Source organism: Micromonospora andamanensis (assembly GCF_016863495.1).
GTDB lineage: Bacteria > Actinomycetota > Actinomycetes > Mycobacteriales > Micromonosporaceae > Micromonospora > Micromonospora andamanensis.
The window spans coordinates 266,349-283,144 of record NZ_BOOZ01000003.1 but is presented as its reverse complement, the minus strand read 5'-3'; the positions used below and the strand labels follow the sequence as shown (position 1 = coordinate 283,144).

The window sequence follows — 16,796 nt, the reverse complement described above, 5'->3', positions numbered from 1 at the left end:
GGGGGCGCCGGCGTGCGCGCGATGCGGGGTTGGTTCCGGGACACCACAGGCGGGCTACCGAGGACCTTCTGGTACCTCTGGACCGGCACGCTGATCAACCGACTCGGCTCGTTCGTCCTGGTCTTCCTCGCCATCTACCTGACCCAGGAACGCGGCTTCTCCGCCACACAGGCCGGCCTGGTGCTCGGCGCGTGGGGTGTCGGCGGTGCGGTCGGCACCACCGCCGGCGGCACCCTCACCGACCGGTGGGGCCGTCGGCCGACGCTGCTCGCCTCCCATCTCGGCGCCGCGACCATGATGCTCGCCCTGGGCTTCGCCCGGGACCTGTGGACCGTCGCGGCGGGCGCGTTGCTGCTCGGTCTCTTCGCCGAGGCGGCCCGCCCGGCGTTCGGCGCCATGATGATCGACGTGGTGCCGGAGCGGGATCGGCTGCGCGCCTTCTCGCTCAACTACTGGGCGATCAACCTCGGCTTCGCCTGTGCCGCAGTGCTCGCCGGCTTCGCCGCGCAGGCCGGCTACCTGCTGCTCTTCGTGGTCAACGCGGCCACCACAGTGGTCACCGCGCTGATCATCTTCGTGAAGGTGCGGGAGACCCGGACGGTCACCGTCGACATGCCCCGCGGCGGCGCTCCGGCCGGAGCCCTGCGGACCATCCTGACCGACCGGGTGTACCTCGGTTTCGTCGCCCTGAACCTGCTCGGGGCACTTGTCTTCCTTCAGCACATCTCGATGCTGCCGATCGCGATGGCCGACTCCGGCCTGAGCCCCGCCACGTACGGATCGGTGATCGCGCTCAACGGCGTCCTGATCGTGGCCGGCCAACTCTTCGTACCTCGGTTGATCAAGGGGCGCAGCCGGTCGCATGTGCTCGCCCTGGCCGCGGTGGTGATGGGCGCGGGCTTCGGGCTGACCGCGTTCGCCGACGTCGCCTGGTTCTACGGGCTGACGGTGCTGATCTGGACCCTCGGCGAGATGCTCAACTCGCCGTCCAACGCCACCCTCATCGCCGAGCTCTCCCCCGCCGAGCTGCGCGGCCGCTACCAGGGTGTCTTCTCGCTCTCCTGGCAGCTGGCCGGCGCGGCGGCGCCGATCCTCGGTGGACTGGTGCGGGAGCAGGCCGGCAACGCCACCCTCTGGTTCGGGTGCGCGGTGATCGGCCTGGTGATGGCGGTGGGCCACCTGCTGTCCGGACCGGCGCGGGAGCGGCGGGCCGTCGCCCTGCGTACCGCAGGTGCCGCGCCGGTGGTCACCGTCCAGTCGACCGCGCCGCAACCCGCCGCGCCGCAGGCGGCGGAGCCGGTGGCCACCTCCCAGGGGTGAACCCCCGACGCCCCTCCCGTGGGGCGACCCGGCAAGATCTGTTAGGTGTCCGAACAGATAGGCGGGGTCGAGGTGCCTACCGAGCAGCAGCACGAACGGCCACCGGTCGGGGCACTTCGTCGCTGGCTGGCCGACACCGCAGGCGGCCTGCCCGCGACCTTCTGGTACCTCTGGGCCGGCCTGCTGATCAACCGGGCCGGCGCGTTCGCGATGCTCTTCCTGTCGCTCTACCTGACTGCGGCCCGAGGCGCCAGCGAGTCGCTGGCCGGCGTGGTGGTCGGCGGGTACGGCGCGGGCGGTGCCGCCGGGGTGCTGCTCGGCGGGGTCCTGGCCGACCGGTGGGGCCGACGCTCGACCCTGGTGGCGGCGCATCTGGTCACCGCCGGCCTGATGGTCGCGCTGGCCTTCAGCCAGCACCTCGGCGTGATCGCGGCGCTCGCCCTGCTGGTCGGGGTGACGCACTCCATGCCGAGTCCCGCCTTCGTCGCGGCGATCGTCGACGTGGTACCGGAGCACCGCCGGTCCCGCGCCTTCAACCTGCAGTTCTGGGCGTTCAACCTGGGCATGGCGGTCGCCTCGGTACTGGCCGGGCTACTGGCTGAGGCGAGCTACGTGGCTCTCTTCCTGGTCGACGCGGTCGCCACGTTCGCCACCGCCGCGCTCATCGCCTGGAAGGTCCCGGAGACCCTGGCCCGCCGCGGGATCCCGGCGGCTCCGGCTGTCGACACCCGCCGATCGCGTCGCCCGGGACTGCACACCGCGTTGACCGATCGGCATTTCCTGGTCTTCGTCGGGCTGACCTTCGTGCTTGCCGTACTGACCATGCAGGCGTCGACGATCATGCCGCTGGCGATGCGCGCCGACGGGTTGGGGCCGTCGGCGTACGGCGCCGTGGTGGCCCTCGGCGGCGTCCTGATCGTGCTCGGGCAGTTGTTCGTACCGCGGCTCATCGACCGCCACCGGAAAGCGCATGTGCTGGCCCTGTCGACGGCGCTGCTCGCGCTCGGCTTCGGCGCGCTCGCCGTCGCCGACGATCTCGCGTTCTACCTGAGCGCCTGTGTGGTCTGGACGGTCGGCTCGATGCTGGCCGCGCCACCCAACGCACAGATCAACGCGGACCTGGCACCGCCGGCGCTGCGGGCCCGCTATCAGTCGGTGTTCTACCTGGCGTTCCCGGCGGCGTCGTTCATCGCGCCGACGCTCGGGGGTTTCAGCCTGCAAATGTGGGGCGAAGGGCACTGGCTGCTTGTCGGCGCGCTGGGTCTGCTGGCCGCCGGTGCGCACCTGCTCGCCGGGCCGTCCCGGGAACGACGGGTGGCCGCCCTGCGTCATCAGGGGGAACGGGTCGAGCCGTCGCTGGCCGGGCGGTCCTGAGCGCACGCGTAATGCCCGGTACGAGATGTACCGGGCATTTCACGTCGTACGACCGGCGGCGGCGGGCGACACTCACCCCCGTAAGCGACGCCCGCTCGCGCCGCCGGTCCAAACAGGTGGGCCACCGTCCCCCAACGGTGTCGGTCCACCCGTCCCCCGCGTCTCGCCCGGCTGCACAGATCTGATCGATCCGCCGCTCCCCCGAACGGCACCGAGCGTGACGCGGTGCAATAAAGTTAGTGCGGCCCGACCTCGTGATTCAACCTGAGCGACTGTCTCGCCCGTCACAGCTACCGAATCCCTGGGAGACGGCGCTTAGGCCCTCGGTCAAGGCCAACAGCGGGTACCCGAGGGCTATTCCCGCAAACCTCTCACCCGTCTTCCCGATCGGGTGATTCGGTCCGGAAGAAGTTGCTCTGTCGACCGTCCCGCAGCTGCTCCTGGTAGATCAGGTTCAGTCGACGCATATCAAATGTGTGAAACCACTCGTCCCAGGTGATCTCGCGGATCCGGCTGCTCTCCCGGTAACCCGGAATGTTGAAGGTCAGCACCCCGGCCCGCCCCTCGCGCTCGGTACCGCCGATCGTCGCCGGCTTGGCACCCCGCTCCCGGGCCCACCGTCGGATCACGTCGTGGTTGGTGGTGACCAGGCTGCGGCCGGGACGCTCCGGCCGGTCCTGGAGCGAGGAGATCATCTGCGACGATCTGATCGATCGCGAACTCGACCGCCCGGTCCGCGCCGCGCCACCGGCGGCCGACCGCCGGCCGGGTGCCGCCTTCCGGGGGCGGGTGGCCGTGCTGCCTGGCCCGCCGGCCGTGGCCGACGTGCGGGGGGCCGACTTCCTCGCGCCGGCCACGCCCTTGCGCGCCGTACCCGTCGTGGTCCTGCGGGCGGCGCTCGTGGTCTTGCGGGCGGCGCTTGTCGTCTTGCGGGCGGCGCTCGCGCTCGGCCTGCCCGCCGTACCTGTCGCCTTGCGGGCCGCAGCGGCCCGCTTCGCGGGAGTGGCCCGCTTCGCGGGAGCGGCCCGTTTCGCGGGTGCCGACTTGGCCCGCCCCGGCGCCGTCCGGCTGGACGCCGCCTGTCTGGTGCCGGCTGCCTTCGTGGCGCTGGCCCGGCCGGCCGGACCGCTGCTGCGACGCCCGGCACCGCCGGACCGCATCGCCTTCGCCAGCGTCTTGACCAGTTCCGGCTTGCGGAGGGCCGAGATGCCGGAGACCCCGTACCGCCGCAGTTGTCCCCGAATGTCGTCCACCCGCATCCGGGAGATCTCCGACTCGGATATCCGTGGCGTGTTCGGGGTCTGGTTGCCGCCTTGCCGCCTGGTCCTGGTCGCGGTCCCGCCGCGACCCGAGCTGCTTCGCTGAGCCATGGACGCTCACGCTCCTCGACACTCGCCGTCTCGGCGCGGCGGGTCCCAACGCCGCACCGCGCGCAGCGGCTTACCCGTCAGGAGCCGTCCGAACCTCCGGCGGCCGGCGGAGCCGACCGGGCGGCGTCCGAGGGCTCGAACAGGTGCGCGAAGGCCGCCAGGTTGGCTGTCGACTCACCCCGCTTCACCCGCCACTCCCACTCCCGGCGGATCGAGCTGCCGAAGCCGATCTCCAGCATCGTGTCGAAGGACTCGTCGGCGTAGGTCAGCACCGCACCGAACAGCCGGTCCAGTTCGTCGGCGTCCACACCTTCCGGGTTGACCCGGCCGGTCAGGTAGACGTCGCCGACCGCGTCGATGGAGAACGACACGGCGTACATCTTGGCGTTGCGCTGCAACAACCAGGCCCACAGCTCCTCGCGCCGCTCGTCCGGCTGGCGCATCACGAACGCCTCGATCCGCAGCGCGTGCTCGCCGACGATCAGGTTGCAGATCGTCTTGAGCTTGTGGGTACCGGGCAGGGTCACCGCGTACGACCCCGGTCCGGTGGACTCGCAGGCGAGTTCCCGCTCCGCGCAGACGGACTCGATCAGGGCACCGAGGTCGCTCATCCGGCCAACTCTACGACGATCACCACAGCATTGCCCGGCTGCCGGTCAGTCACCGTCGCCCCTGGTGGGCCGGGACCGTGCGGCGCTCAGCAGCGGGAGCCGGTGAGTTCGGCGGTGAGACCGGCCCGGCGGTCGGCGATCGCCTCACCGTAGACGGCGAGCAGGCCGGCGGCGGTGCGGTGCCAGGAGAAGTCCCGGGCGTGCCGGGCGGCACCGACGGACAACGCTGCCCGTCGGGCCCGGTCGGGCAGCAGGCGGGCCAGCGTACCCGCCCAGTCCACCGGATCATGCCCGCGCACCAGCACCCCGCTCACCTGGTCCCGCACCGCGGTGACCAGGCCACCGACGGCAGCGGCCACCACCGGCGTACCGCAGGCCTGGGCCTCCAACGCGACCAGACCGAAGGATTCGTTGTAGGACGGCACCGCGACCAGGTCGGCCGCCTGGTAGAGCAGGGGCAGTTCCGCTCCGGTGCGGGGTGGCAGGAAGTGCACCCGGTCGGCGACGCCGAGTGCGGCGGCCAACTCGATCAGAGCGGTGGGCCGGTCCAGCCCGGTCCCGCTGGGGCCGCCACAGATCACCACCGCGACCTCCCGGGCCAGCTCGGCGTCCCGCGCCCGTAGGGCGGCGATCGCGCGGATGAGCACGTCGGGAGCCTTCAACGGCTGGATCCGCCCGACGAAGGCGACCAGATGGCCCCGGGTGGGCAGGCCCAACCGGAGCCGGGCGGCGGTGCTGGCGGCGTCCCGGTCACCTGAGACGGGACGGAACCGCTCCAGGTCCACACCGGGCTCGACCACGGTGACCCGGGTGGGATCGGCGTCATACCTGCCGATCAGGTCCCGCGCTTCGACCCCTGTGTTCGCCACCAGCCGGTCGGCCTCCGCGATCACCTGTTCCTCGCCGATCACGCGCGCCTTGGGCTCCGGCCGGTCACCGGCGGCCAACTGCGCGTTCTTCACCTTGGCCAGGGTGTGCGCGGTGTGCACGAGCGGCACCCCCCAGCGATCCTTGGCCAGCCAGCCGACCTGTCCGGAGAGCCAGTAGTGGGAGTGGATGAGGTCGTAGTGGCCGGGGGGTCGCGCTGCCTCGGCGCGCAGCACACCAGCTGTGAACGCGCAGAGCTGACCTGGCAGTTCCTCCTTGGTGAGGCCCTCCAGCGGGCCGGCCATCACGTGCCGGACGTGCACCCCGGGGGCGACCTCCACCACCGGCGGCAGGTCACCCGAGGTGGCCCGGGTGAAGATCTCGACCTCGACGTTCGCCTCGGCCAACCGCCGGGAGACCTCCAGGATGTAGACGTTCATGCCGCCGGCGTCCCCGGTGCCCGGCTGGTGCAGCGGTGAGGTGTGTACCGACAGGGTCGCGATCCGCCGAGGTCTCGGCCACGGCAGGGAACCTCGCTGACGACCGACACCGGTGTGCTCTTCCGCCACGTCCGCTCCCTTTGCCACGGTTGATGCCGTCCCGCACGACCGGCGCTTCTGCGTCAACACTCCACGCCGGATGTCATCTTCCCGATCGGCGGCGGGAAATACGTCGGGCAGGGCCCCGGGCGTGACCGACCTCATGGCGACCGCGCCGCCCACCGGCCGTCGGCGGGGAGCGAGAATGGCCGGATGAGTCGTGTCGCGATCGTCACCGGGGCGTCCAGCGGGATCGGCGCCGCCACCGCCCGGCGGCTCGCCGGTGAGGGTTTCCACGTGCTCGCCGCGGCACGACGTACCGACCGGCTTGTCGAACTGGTCGCCGGGATCACCGCCACCGGGGGCTCGGCCACCGCGGTCGGCTGCGACGTGACCTCCGACGAGTCGGTGGCCGACCTGGCCCGGGCCGCGCAGCAGGCCGGTGGGCCGGTGACCCTCCTGGTGAACAACGCGGGCGGGGCACGGGGGCTGGATCCGGTGGAGTCCGGCGCGATCGGTGACTGGCAGTGGATGTACGACGTCAACGTGCTCGGCACGCTACGGGTCACCCAGGCGCTGCTGCCGATGCTCGAGGGCTCCGGGGCGGGCACGATCGTCGTCGTCTCGTCGACCGCCGGCTTCACCGTGTACGAGGGCGGGGGCGGCTACACCGCGGCGAAGCACGCGCAGACCGCGATCGCCGGCACCTTGCGGCTGGAGTTGTGCGGGCGCCCGGTCCGGGTGATCGAGATCGACCCGGGCATGGTGAAGACCGACGAGTTCTCGTTGACCCGCTTCGGTGGAGACGTCGAGCGGGCGGAGGCGGTCTACGCCGGTGTCGCCGAGCCACTGCTCGCCGAGGACGTCGCCGACTGCGTCGCCTGGTGCGCCACCCGACCGCAGCACGTGAACGTGGACCGTCTCGTGGTCCGACCGCTGGCTCAGGCCGCCCAGCACAAGGTGCACCGGACGGGCTGATGGTGGTGCCGGCGCCCCGACCGCTCGGTGCGGTGACCCGGGGGACCACGCATCCCAACCGGCTCCGCCGGATCGACAACTGGATCGTGGAGACCTGCGCCGAGCCGCTGCGCGCCGCACCGGACCCGCTCGTGGTGGACCTAGGCTACGGTGCGACAGCGGTGACGGCTGTGGAGTTGCGGGCCCGGCTCGCCGCCCGGATCCGCGCCGACGTGCGGGTGGTCGGGCTGGAGATCGATCCGGTACGCGTCACCGACGCGCAGCCCGCCGCCGATCCACCAGGTCTCACCTTCGCCCGCGGTGGCTTCGAGTTGGCTGGCCTGCGTCCCGCTCTGGTCCGCGCGTTGAACGTGCTGCGCCAGTACGACGAGAGCGAGGTGGCCGGCGCGTGGGCGACGATGCGCGGCGGGCTGGCGCCGGGCGGGCTGGTGGTGGAGGGGACCTGCGACGAGTTGGGGCGCCTCGGCGGGTGGGTGCTGCTCGATGCCGACGGGCCGCGCTCACTGACCCTGGCCGCCCGACTGGCGACCATGCGCACTCCGGCCGAACTGGCCGAGCGGCTGCCGAAGGCGCTGATCCACCGCAACGTACCGGGTGAGCGCATCCACGACCTGATCCGGGCGCTTGACGACGCCTGGCACGCCGCCGCCGGCTACGCCCCCTTCGGCCCCCGCCAGCGCTGGCTGCACACCGTGTCGGCCGTACGCGCCCAGGGCTGGCCGGTCCTCGACCACCCCCGCCACTGGCGCCACGGCCGCCTCACCGTCCCCTGGCCCACAATCGCCCCCACCTGACCCACCCCCCGGGTTAGAGGGTGCAGTTGATGAGGACGGGTTCGGGGTGGAGGGTTACGCCGAAGCGGGTCTGGACGCCGTCGCGGATCTCCCGGGCCAGGGTGAGCAGGGCCTGGGTGCTGGCGGTGCCTGTGGGGTTGGTCAGGGCGAGGGTGTGCTTGGTGGAGATGGCGGTGCCCTCCGGGCCGGGATAGCCCTTGCCGAAGCCGGCCTTGTCGATCAGCCAGGCGGCGCTGACCTTGACCACGCCGCCGGCCCCGGGCCACGCCGGTGGCTCGCCCAGTTCGGCGGCCTGCTGCCGCAGCCGTTGGTACGCGGCGGCGTCGAGGACCGGATTCGTGAAGAACGAACCGACCGAGCGGGTGTCCGGGTCGCCCGCGTCGAGCACCATGCCCTTGCCCGCGCGCAGTCTCAGCACCGTGACCCGGGCCTGCGCCAGCGGCACCCGGTCACCAACCTCGACGCCGAGCGCCCGGGCCAGTTCCGCATAGCGCACCGGACCGGACAGCGGCGAGCGGGCCAGCCGGAAGTCCACCGAGAGCACCAGCCAGCGTTCGTTGTACTTGAAGATGCTGGACCGGTACGCGAAGCCGCACTCGGCCGCCTCGACCTGCCCGACCGTGCCGGTCGTCCGGTCGTAGACCTGCACGGCGGTGATGGTCTCGGCGACCTCCTGCCCGTACGCCCCGACGTTCTGGATCGGGGTGGCGCCGGTCGAGCCGGGAATGCCGGACAGGCACTCCAGCCCCGACCAGCCGTTGCGTACCGTCGTGGCGACCAGGTCGTCCCACGGCTCGCCGGCCTCGACCCGTACCGTCACGGTCTGCTCGTCCTCGCTGAGCACCCGCAGCCCCCGGGAGCGGACGAGGACCACGGTGCCGGGGAAACCAGCGTCACCGATCACCACGTTGCTTCCGCCGGCGAGCAGGAGGATCTCGGAACCTGCCTCGCGTACCAGGCTGACGATCTCGTTGGCGTTGCCGGCGGTCACGACCCGGCCGGCCGGCCCTCCCACGCACAATGTCGTGTATTGCGCCAGATCGCCCGTGCTGGCGGGTTGCGGAGCGGCTGTCGGCTGGGCGTAGACGTCAGACACGTCTCTCACCCTAGGCTGAGGGGTAGCCGCGGCACCCACTGGTGGCCCGGTCACCCCCGGGAGGATGGCGATGAGCAGACTGCACGGCACCAAGGACTTCTGGATCGGTGCGCTCCGGGCGGAGGGCCCGGCGTTCGCGGCCGCGGTGGCCGAGGCGCCACCCGAGACGCCCGTGCTGTCCTGCCCCGGTTGGACCGTGACCGACCTGACCCGCCACCTCGCCGGGATCTACCGGTGGGTGCACGACGTGGCCGGCTCGGGTGATCCGGCGGCACCGCAGCAGAGCCGGTCCCAGCCGGTTGAGCCGGCGGCCGGCGTCACCGCCGTCCAGCAGTGGCAGCAGGCGTACGACGAGCTGATGGCGCTCTTCGACACCCTCGATCCGGAGGCGCCGGCGTGGAACTGGGCTCCCCAGCCGAAGAAGGCGGCCTTCTGGCCGCGCCGGATGGCCCACGAGACGGCGGTGCACCGCTGGGACGCCCAGCTCGCCATCGCCGCGGGTGAGCCGATCGAGGCCAAGCTCGCGGCCGACGGGGTGAGCGAGGTGCTGGACACCTGGTTGCCGGCGGGCCGGCGCAAGTCGGGCGGCCCGTGGCAGGGCGTGGTCCGGCTGACCGCCACCGATGCCGCCCAGGAGTGGTACCTGCGGCTGCGTGGCGAGGGGGTCGCCCTGCTCGACACCGGCACCATCCTCGACCACGACGACCATCACGCCCGGGTGCAGGTCAGCGGCACCGCAAGCGACCTGCTGCTGGCGCTCTGGGGGCGGGTCAGCTTCGACACGCTGACCGTGGCGGGTGACCGCGCGCTGCTCGACGGGGTCCGCACCGGCTGATTCCCCACTGGGCCACGGGTGGCCTCCATTGCTGGATGCCGCCCGTGGCCATTCTGTGACCCTCTCGAGAGAGCGCTCTCTTGACACCGTCCGGCGCGGACCGCAGGCTACGAGAGAGCGCTCTCAGAAACTATTCCACCACCACCCCGACCTGAGAGGGGTCATCAGACAATGGGCACATTCCCGCGTCACCGCCTCGCGGCGGTCGCTCTGGCCGCCACCGGCGTCCTGCTCGTCACCAGCGGCTGCGGCGGCGACGACGAGGCCGCCGGGGACGGCAAGATAACGCTCACCGTCGACGTCTTCGGGCAGTTCGGCTACGAGCAGCTCTACCAGCAGTACATGGACGCCAACCCGAACATCAAGATCGTCGAGCGGGGCACCGGCGGCAACCTCGACGAGTACTCGCCGAAGCTGACCCAGTGGCTCGCCGCCGGCAAGGGCGCCGGCGACGTGGTGGCCATCGAAGAGGGCCTGATGGTCGAGTACAAGGCCAACCCGGACAACTTCGTCAACCTGCTCGACCACGGTGCCGCCGACCTCAAGGGCAACTTCCTGGAGTGGAAGTGGAACCAGGGGCTCACCGCCGACGGCCAGAAGCTGATCGGGCTCGGCACCGACGTCGGCGGCATGGCCATGTGCTACCGCACCGACCTCTTCGAGAAGGCGGGCCTGCCCACCGACCGTGAGCAGGTGTCCGCACTCTGGCCGACGTGGGAGGCGTACATCGCCACCGGCGAGAAGTTCAAGGCCGCCAACACCGGTGCGGCGTTCCTGGACGCGGCCACCAACACCTTCAACACGATCGTGCTCCAGTCGGCCGGCAACGCGCAGGGCTACCACTACTACGACACCAGCGACAACCTGGTGGTGGACAGCAACCCGGCGGTGAAGCAGGCCTGGGACACCACGATGAACATCATCAACGCCGGCCTGTCCGGCAAGTACGGCTCCTGGTCCGAGGAGTGGGTCTCCGCCTTCAAGCAGGCCAAGTTCGCCACCATCGCCTGCCCCGCCTGGATGACCGGCGTGATCGAGGGCAACGCCGGCCCGGAGGCCAAGGGCAAATGGGACATCGCCCGGGTACCGGGCAACGGCGGCAACTGGGGCGGCTCGCACCTGGCCGTGCCCCGGCAGAGCAAGCACCAGGACGAGGCGGTCAAGCTGGCCAAGTTCCTGACCAGCGCCGAGGGTCACATCGGCGCGTTCAAGGCCAAGGGTCCGCTGCCGTCCTCGCCGCAGGCGCTGGACGACCCCGCCATCACCGAGGCGACGAACGCGTACTTCTCCGACGCGCCGGTCGGCAAGATCTTCGGTGAGGGCGCGAAGACGCTGAAGCCGGTCTACATGGGCCCGAAGAACCAGGCCGTCCGCACCGAGGTGGAGAACGCGGTCCGCACCGTCGAGCTGGGGCAGCGCAACCCCGAGCAGGGATGGCAGGACGCGATCAACAACGCCAAGAAGGCCGCCGCCAAGTAACGGCCCGACGGCCTCATCCCCGCCGCCGGTCCAGGGCCCGCCGCGTCCACCCGACGCGTACGGCGCTCCGCCCTGGGCCGGCGCGGGGCGGGGGCGTGGAAAGGAGTCAACGGGTCATGGCGTTGCAGCTCGACGCGCGACCACCGGCCACACCGGCGCCGCGTAACACCCGCCCGTCCCGGGCCGGCCGGCTGAGCCGGATCGACGCGAAGTACTCGCCCTACCTCTACATCGCCCCGTTCTTCGTGATCTTCGCGATCTTCGGGGCCTGGCCGCTGGCGTACACCTTCTGGGTGTCCCTGCACGACTGGGACCTGCTGGGCAGCGATCCCACATTCATCGGCGCGGAGAACTACACCCGGCTGCTCGTCGACAGCGACTTCTGGCACTCGGTGGTCAACACCCTCGGCATCTTCGTCCTCAGCACCCTCCCGCAACTGCTCGCCGCGCTCTGGCTGGCGAACCTGCTCAACCGGCAGCTCCGCATGCGTACCGGCTGGCGGATGGCGGTGCTGGTGCCGAACGTCACCTCCACGGCCGCCGTGGCGATCGTGTTCGGGGTGCTGTTCGGCCGCGAGTTCGGCATGGTCAACTGGCTGCTCGACCTGGTCGGCGTCGACGGCATCGAGTGGAAGTCCAACCGGTTCGCCTCCTGGGTCGCCATCTCGACGATGGTCGACTGGCGCTGGACCGGCTACAACGCGCTGATCTTCCTGGCCGCCATGCAGGCCATCCCCCGTGACCTCTACGAGGCGGCGGCGATCGACGGCGCGAACCGGGCCCGGCAGTTCTGGACCATCACCGTGCCGCTGCTCAAGCCGACGATCATCTTCTGCGTCATCATCTCCACGATCGGCGGGCTCCAACTGTTCACCGAGCCCCGGCTGTTCCACTCCGGCACCAACGCGATCCGCGGCGGGCCGATGCGCGAGTCGCAGACGATGACCATGTACATGTTCGAGAACGCCTTCGCGCCCTACTACAACTTCGGCTACGGGTCCGCTGTCGCCTGGCTGCTCTTCGCCCTGATCGCCATCGTCGCGGCGATCAACGTACTGATCATCCGCCGGCTCGGCGCCGGTGCCCGGCCGGACACCGGCAAGCGGAAGGGAGGCTCCCGATGAGCGAGCGCAGCGAGGTGGCGCGATGAGCCGGCTGTGGCGGGCGAGCCCGCTCACGTACTTCGCGCTCGTCGCCGCTGCGGTGCTGTCGGTCTTCCCGATCTACTGGATGTTCGTGGTGGCCAGCCGGTCCAGCGACGCGATGGGTCAGCTGCCGCCGCCGGTGACTCCCGGCGGCAACCTCGGTGCGAACATCTCCCGGCTGTTCGCCAACACCGACGCCTACTTCCTGACCGGCCTGATCAACTCGGCGATCGTCGCCGTCGTGGTCACCACCTCTGTGGTGCTCTTCTCCACCCTGGCCGGGTTCGCCTTCGCCAAGCTGCGCTTCCGGGGCAGCAACGCGCTGCTGATGATCATCATCGCGACGATGATGGTGCCCACCCAGCTCGGCATCATCCCGCTGTACATGCTGATGACGAAGCTGAACCTGAACGACCGGCTGCCGGCCGTGATCATGCCGGCGCTGGTCACCGGGTTCGGGGTGTTCATGATGCGGCAGTACGCCGGGCAGGCGGTCAGCAGCGAGCTGATCGAGGCGGCCCGGGTGGATGGTTGCGGTACCGCCCGCATCTACTGGAATGTGGTGGTGCCGGCACTGCGGCCGGCCGCCGCGGTGCTCGGTCTGCTCACCTTCATGACCACCTGGAACGACTTCCTCTGGCCGTACGCGGTGCTCAACGACCCGGAGAATCCCACAGTGCAGCTATCGTTGCGGGCCCTGTCTGACGGCTACTACCAGGACATGTCCCAGGTCTTCACCGGCACGGCCATCGCCACGCTGCCCCTGCTGCTGGTATTCGTCCTGTTCGGCCGCCAGATCATCGGCGGGATCATGGAAGGTGCGGTCAAGGCGTGACTGAGTTCAGATTTCCGGACAACTTTCTCTGGGGTGCGGCCACCGCGGCGTACCAGATCGAGGGCGCGGCCCGCGACGACGGGCGCGGCGAGTCGATCTGGGACACCTTCAGCCGTACCCCCGGCAAGGTGCATGCCGGCCACACCGGTGACGTCGCCTGCGACCACTACCACAGGTACGCCGACGACGTCGCGATGATGGCGGAGCTGGGGTTGCAGGCGTACCGCTTCTCGGTGTCCTGGCCCCGTATCCAGCCCGACGGCAGTGGCCCGGTCAACCCCCGTGGCCTGGACTTCTACGACAGGCTGACGGATGCCCTGCTGGGCCGGGGCATTGACCCGATCATCACGCTCTACCACTGGGACCTGCCGCAGACGTTGCAGGATCAGGGCGGGTGGACCAAGCGGGACACCGCCGAGCACTTCGCCACCTACGCCTCCGCCATGTACGCCCGCCTGGGCGACCGGGTCGGCACCTGGACCACGCTCAACGAGCCGTGGTGCTCGGCGTACCTCGGCTACGGCAACGGCGTGCACGCGCCAGGCGTGCAGGACCCGGGCGCCGCCTTCAGCGCCGTGCATCACCTGTTGCTCGCCCACGGCCTGGCCGTCCAGGCGCTGCGCGCGGGTGGCGCCGGCCGCGTCGGGGTGACGCTCAATCCCGCAGACGTACGCCCCGCCGACCCGAACAGCGCCGCCGACGCCGCCGCCGCACGTCTGGTCGACGGTCTGCACAACCGGATCTTCCTCGATCCGCTGCTGGTCGGCGGCTACCCGGACGACGTCCGGGAGCATGTCGCGCGGATCGTGGAGCCCACCTTCATCGAGGACGGCGACGAGAAGATCATTGCGGCACCGATCGACCTGCTGGGGATCAACTACTACGCGCCGACCTACGTCGCCGGGCGGCCGGACGGTGCCGGTGGCGGCGGGGCGTACCCGGGTACCGAGGGTGCTGTGCAGTTCCTGGCACCTGTCGGGCCGCTCACCGACATGGGCTGGATGATCGAACCGGCCGGACTGACCCGGCTGCTGGAACGCATCGCCACCGACTACCCGGCGGTGCCGCTGCTGATCACCGAGAACGGCGCGGCCTTCCCGGACAAGACCGCCGACCCGACGACCCCCCTGCAGGACTCGGACCGGATCGCCTACCTCGACGGCCACCTGCGCGCCGCGCACGAGGCCATCGCCCGGGGCGTCGACCTGCGCGGCTATCTCGTATGGTCATTGCTTGACAACTTCGAGTGGGCCGAGGGGTACCGTAAGCGATTCGGCATCGTGCACGTCGACTACCTCACTCAGCGGCGTACACCGAAGTCCAGCGCCCGGTGGTACCAGGAGGTGATCTCCCGGAACGGGCTGTGACGAGGTGGTGGTTTCTCCGATGACGGGGGCGCAGCGGCCCACTCTGGAAGCGGTGGCACGACGGGCCGGGGTGTCCCGGGCCACCGTTTCCCGGGTGGTGAACGGCTCGACCACGGTCGCCGAGCCGATCCAGGAGGCGGTCCGCCAGGCGGTCGCCGAGCTGGGGTACGTGCCGAACCTGGCCGCACGTACCCTCGTCACCCAGCGGACCGACTCGATCGCCCTGGTGATGCCGGAGGAGGCCACCCGGGTCTTCTCCGACGACCAGGTCTTCCCGGGAATCATCCGCGGCGCCGCGCAGGAGTTGGAGGCCGCCGACAAGCAACTGGTGCTGATGCTGGCCGGGTCACCGGCCGGGCATGAGCGGGTCGCCCGGTACACCACCGGGCGGCACGTCGACGGGGTGCTCTTCGCCTCGCTGCACGGGGCCGATCCGCTGCCCGCCCGGCTGGCCGCGCTTGGCATCCCGGTGGTGTGCAGCGGCCGGCCGCTCGACGGCGCTGACGTGCCGTACATCGACGTGGACCAGGTCGGCGGGGTGACCCTGGCGGTGCGCCACCTGATCGACAGTGGTCGACGACGCATCGCCACCATCGCCGGTCCGCAGGACATGGTCGCCGGCATCGAACGGCTGGCCGGCTACCGGGACACCGTCCTCGCCGCCGGGCTGCCGGAGATGGTGGCGGTGGGCGACTTCACCCGCGAGTCCGGCGCGGCGGCGATGCGTGAACTGCTCGCCGCCCACCCCGACCTGGACGCCGTCTTCGCCGCATCGGACCTGATGGCGCACGCCGCCCTGCGTACGCTTCGCGAGGCGGGGCGGCGGGTGCCCGAGGACGTGGCGGTGATCGGCTTCGACGACATCGAGACCGCCGCATACACCGATCCGCCGCTGACCACCGTTCGACAGCCGATCGTGGAGCTGGGCCGGCAGGGCACCCGGCTGCTGCTCCGCCTCGCCGCCGGTGAACAGGTCGAGCCGGCCCTCATCCTGCCCACCGAGCTGATCATCCGCGAGTCCGCCTGAGCCGCTCACGGCGGGCGTGTGCGGCGCGCGTGGGTACGTTTCTTGTCGCTGGGGCGACAAGTAACGTACCCGACCTCGGGTTCAATCGATAGATGCGGATACCCAGGGACGACGCCGACGCGTTGCAGTGGTTGCTGTTCGAGCAGTCGGGGATCGTCAGCTGGGCGCAGGCCACCGCCGAACTACCCCCGGCGAAGGTCCGGCATCTACTGGCGACCGGGCGGTGGAGCAGGGTGTGTCGGGGAATCCTGCGGGCCGCCCCGACCGATGAGCCGTACCGTCGAGAACAGCACCTGTGGGTGGCGGTGCTGGCGGCCGGTCCGGGGGCGGTGCTGGCCGGGCTGGCGGCGGCGACAGCGGGCGGGCTACGGGGCAACTGGCGCTACGAGACCGTCGACGTGCTGGTTCCGCATCACCGACGTCGGGCAGACCTGCTGCGCCGGCTGCCGCTCGGCCTGCCTGCGGCTCGGGTACGCCGCGCCCGGCAACTGCCGGTCGAGGACCGACAGCGTGGGCGGCCCGACCGCACCTCGATGGCCCGCTCACTTGTGGACGCGGCCCAGTGGGCGCGTACCGACGAGGATGCGCAACAGATTCTCGCGGCCGGCTGCCAGCAACGGCGGGCGACCCCTGCGGAGATCGGCGCGGTCCTCGCCCGGCTGCCCCAGGCCCGGCGGCGGCTCCTGATCCGACGGACATTGGAGGACCTCGCCGGTGGCGCGGAGGCGCTCTCCGAGATCGACCTGATTCGGCTCTGCCGGCGCCACCACCTTCCGGCACCGACAGCGCAGCAGCGACGCCGGGACGCCGCCGGACGGATCCGCTACCTGGATGCCTACTGGCCACAGTGGCGACTGCACGTGGAGGTCGACGGCGGGCACCACATGGACGCCCGGCACTGGGCGGCAGACCTGCGTCGACAGAACCGGATCTGGATCGACGGCGACCGCATCCTGCGGTTCACCGCCTTCGACGTCCGCCACCGCCCCGACGATGTCGCCGCCCAACTCCGCGCCGCCCTGACCACCGCCGGCTGGCGAGACTGAACGTGGGTACGTTTGTTGTCGTCCCAGCGACAACAAACGTACCCACGGCCCTCGACCTACGCGCGAGCAGCGTGCCGGCCGCGTGGCGGTGCGGCGGAAAAGCGGGCGCGTGT

The 16,796-nt window shown here is 71.0% G+C and carries 15 protein-coding genes; 11 read left to right on the top strand and 4 right to left on the bottom strand.

The window, feature by feature from the left end:
* Nucleotides 1-12: 12 nt before the first annotated feature.
* Together Van01_RS03810 and Van01_RS03805 are read left to right on the top strand one after the other, a co-directional pair.
* Nucleotides 13-1,320, top strand: a complete 1,308-nt coding sequence (locus Van01_RS03810) for an MDR family MFS transporter (RefSeq protein ID WP_203999922.1) — start codon at nucleotides 13-15, stop codon at nucleotides 1,318-1,320.
* Nucleotides 1,321-1,392: 72 nt separating this feature from the next.
* Nucleotides 1,393-2,694 (top strand): MFS transporter, encoded by a 1,302-nt coding sequence (locus Van01_RS03805; protein ID WP_204000580.1) that lies wholly within the window; start codon nucleotides 1,393-1,395, stop codon nucleotides 2,692-2,694.
* Between the two features lie 371 nt (nucleotides 2,695-3,065).
* Here Van01_RS03805 and Van01_RS33620 read toward each other — a convergent pair whose 3' ends face one another.
* The 3 genes from Van01_RS33620 to mshA form a co-directional block, all read right to left on the bottom strand.
* Entirely contained in the window at nucleotides 3,066-3,854 is a 789-nt protein-coding gene (locus Van01_RS33620; RefSeq protein WP_373306205.1) for a hypothetical protein, read from the bottom strand.
* Between the two features lie 287 nt (nucleotides 3,855-4,141).
* A complete protein-coding gene (locus Van01_RS03795; RefSeq protein ID WP_203999918.1) occupies nucleotides 4,142-4,675 on the bottom strand; it encodes a type III secretion system chaperone family protein in 534 nt (177 codons plus the stop codon).
* An 86-nt stretch (nucleotides 4,676-4,761) separates the two neighbouring features.
* Complete coding sequence (gene mshA, locus Van01_RS03790; RefSeq protein WP_203999916.1) at nucleotides 4,762-6,111, bottom strand: D-inositol-3-phosphate glycosyltransferase; 1,350 nt, start codon at nucleotides 6,109-6,111, stop codon at nucleotides 4,762-4,764.
* 183 nt (nucleotides 6,112-6,294) lie between these two features.
* On the opposite strand from mshA, the gene Van01_RS03785 reads away from it, so the two are divergent.
* Together Van01_RS03785 and Van01_RS03780 are read left to right on the top strand one after the other, a co-directional pair.
* Nucleotides 6,295-7,059 carry an SDR family oxidoreductase gene (locus tag Van01_RS03785; RefSeq protein ID WP_203999913.1) on the top strand — a complete coding sequence of 255 codons (765 nt, stop codon included), beginning with the start codon at nucleotides 6,295-6,297 and terminating at the stop codon, nucleotides 7,057-7,059.
* Complete coding sequence (locus Van01_RS03780; protein WP_203999910.1) at nucleotides 7,059-7,853, top strand: class I SAM-dependent methyltransferase; 795 nt, start codon at nucleotides 7,059-7,061, stop codon at nucleotides 7,851-7,853. Before Van01_RS03785 ends, Van01_RS03780 begins: the two co-directional genes overlap by 1 nt.
* Nucleotides 7,854-7,866: 13 nt before the next feature.
* Here the strand turns inward: Van01_RS03780 and Van01_RS03775 are convergent, their stop codons facing one another.
* Nucleotides 7,867-8,949, bottom strand: a complete 1,083-nt coding sequence (locus Van01_RS03775) for a UDP-N-acetylmuramate dehydrogenase (RefSeq protein ID WP_203999907.1) — start codon at nucleotides 8,947-8,949, stop codon at nucleotides 7,867-7,869.
* 70 nt (nucleotides 8,950-9,019) lie between these two features.
* Between Van01_RS03775 and Van01_RS03770 the strand changes: the two genes are divergently transcribed.
* The 7 genes from Van01_RS03770 to Van01_RS03740 all read left to right on the top strand — a co-directional run bounded on the left by Van01_RS03770 (nucleotide 9,020) and on the right by Van01_RS03740 (nucleotide 16,683).
* Complete coding sequence (locus Van01_RS03770; protein WP_203999903.1) at nucleotides 9,020-9,784, top strand: maleylpyruvate isomerase family mycothiol-dependent enzyme; 765 nt, start codon at nucleotides 9,020-9,022, stop codon at nucleotides 9,782-9,784.
* Between the two features lie 171 nt (nucleotides 9,785-9,955).
* Nucleotides 9,956-11,263 carry an ABC transporter substrate-binding protein gene (locus Van01_RS03765; RefSeq protein WP_203999900.1) on the top strand — a complete coding sequence of 436 codons (1,308 nt, stop codon included), beginning with the start codon at nucleotides 9,956-9,958 and terminating at the stop codon, nucleotides 11,261-11,263.
* Nucleotides 11,264-11,379: 116 nt separating this feature from the next.
* Nucleotides 11,380-12,387, top strand: a complete 1,008-nt coding sequence (locus Van01_RS03760) for a carbohydrate ABC transporter permease (protein ID WP_203999897.1) — start codon at nucleotides 11,380-11,382, stop codon at nucleotides 12,385-12,387.
* 22 nt (nucleotides 12,388-12,409) lie between these two features.
* Nucleotides 12,410-13,243, top strand: a complete 834-nt coding sequence (locus Van01_RS03755; protein WP_203999894.1) for a carbohydrate ABC transporter permease — start codon at nucleotides 12,410-12,412, stop codon at nucleotides 13,241-13,243.
* Nucleotides 13,240-14,610: a GH1 family beta-glucosidase gene (locus Van01_RS03750; RefSeq protein ID WP_203999891.1), complete on the top strand. Its 1,371-nt coding sequence runs from the start codon at nucleotides 13,240-13,242 to the stop codon at nucleotides 14,608-14,610. Before Van01_RS03755 ends, Van01_RS03750 begins: the two co-directional genes overlap by 4 nt.
* Nucleotides 14,611-14,629: 19 nt before the next feature.
* Complete coding sequence (locus Van01_RS03745; protein WP_203999888.1) at nucleotides 14,630-15,637, top strand: LacI family DNA-binding transcriptional regulator; 1,008 nt, start codon at nucleotides 14,630-14,632, stop codon at nucleotides 15,635-15,637.
* 92 nt (nucleotides 15,638-15,729) lie between these two features.
* On the top strand, nucleotides 15,730-16,683 hold the full coding sequence (locus Van01_RS03740; RefSeq protein WP_203999885.1) for an endonuclease domain-containing protein: 954 nt from the start codon (nucleotides 15,730-15,732) through the stop codon (nucleotides 16,681-16,683).
* Nucleotides 16,684-16,796: the final 113 nt, after the last annotated feature.

Bases quoted from the DNA above. Each gene is read 5' to 3' on its own strand.
- Van01_RS33620 (WP_373306205.1), bottom strand. From the start codon at position 3,854: ATGCGGTCCGGCGGTGCCGGGCGTCGCAGCAGCGGTCCGGCCGGCCGG.
- Van01_RS03795 (WP_203999918.1), bottom strand. From the start codon at position 4,675: ATGAGCGACCTCGGTGCCCTGATCGAGTCCGTCTGCGCGGAGCGGGAA.
- Van01_RS03785 (WP_203999913.1), top strand. From the start codon at position 6,295: ATGAGTCGTGTCGCGATCGTCACCGGGGCGTCCAGCGGGATCGGCGCC.
- Van01_RS03780 (WP_203999910.1), top strand. From the start codon at position 7,059: ATGGTGGTGCCGGCGCCCCGACCGCTCGGTGCGGTGACCCGGGGGACC.
- Van01_RS03770 (WP_203999903.1), top strand. From the start codon at position 9,020: ATGAGCAGACTGCACGGCACCAAGGACTTCTGGATCGGTGCGCTCCGG.
- Van01_RS03765 (WP_203999900.1), top strand. From the start codon at position 9,956: ATGGGCACATTCCCGCGTCACCGCCTCGCGGCGGTCGCTCTGGCCGCC.
- Van01_RS03760 (WP_203999897.1), top strand. From the start codon at position 11,380: ATGGCGTTGCAGCTCGACGCGCGACCACCGGCCACACCGGCGCCGCGT.
- Van01_RS03755 (WP_203999894.1), top strand. From the start codon at position 12,410: ATGAGCCGGCTGTGGCGGGCGAGCCCGCTCACGTACTTCGCGCTCGTC.
- Van01_RS03745 (WP_203999888.1), top strand. From the start codon at position 14,630: ATGACGGGGGCGCAGCGGCCCACTCTGGAAGCGGTGGCACGACGGGCC.
- Van01_RS03740 (WP_203999885.1), top strand. From the start codon at position 15,730: ATGCGGATACCCAGGGACGACGCCGACGCGTTGCAGTGGTTGCTGTTC.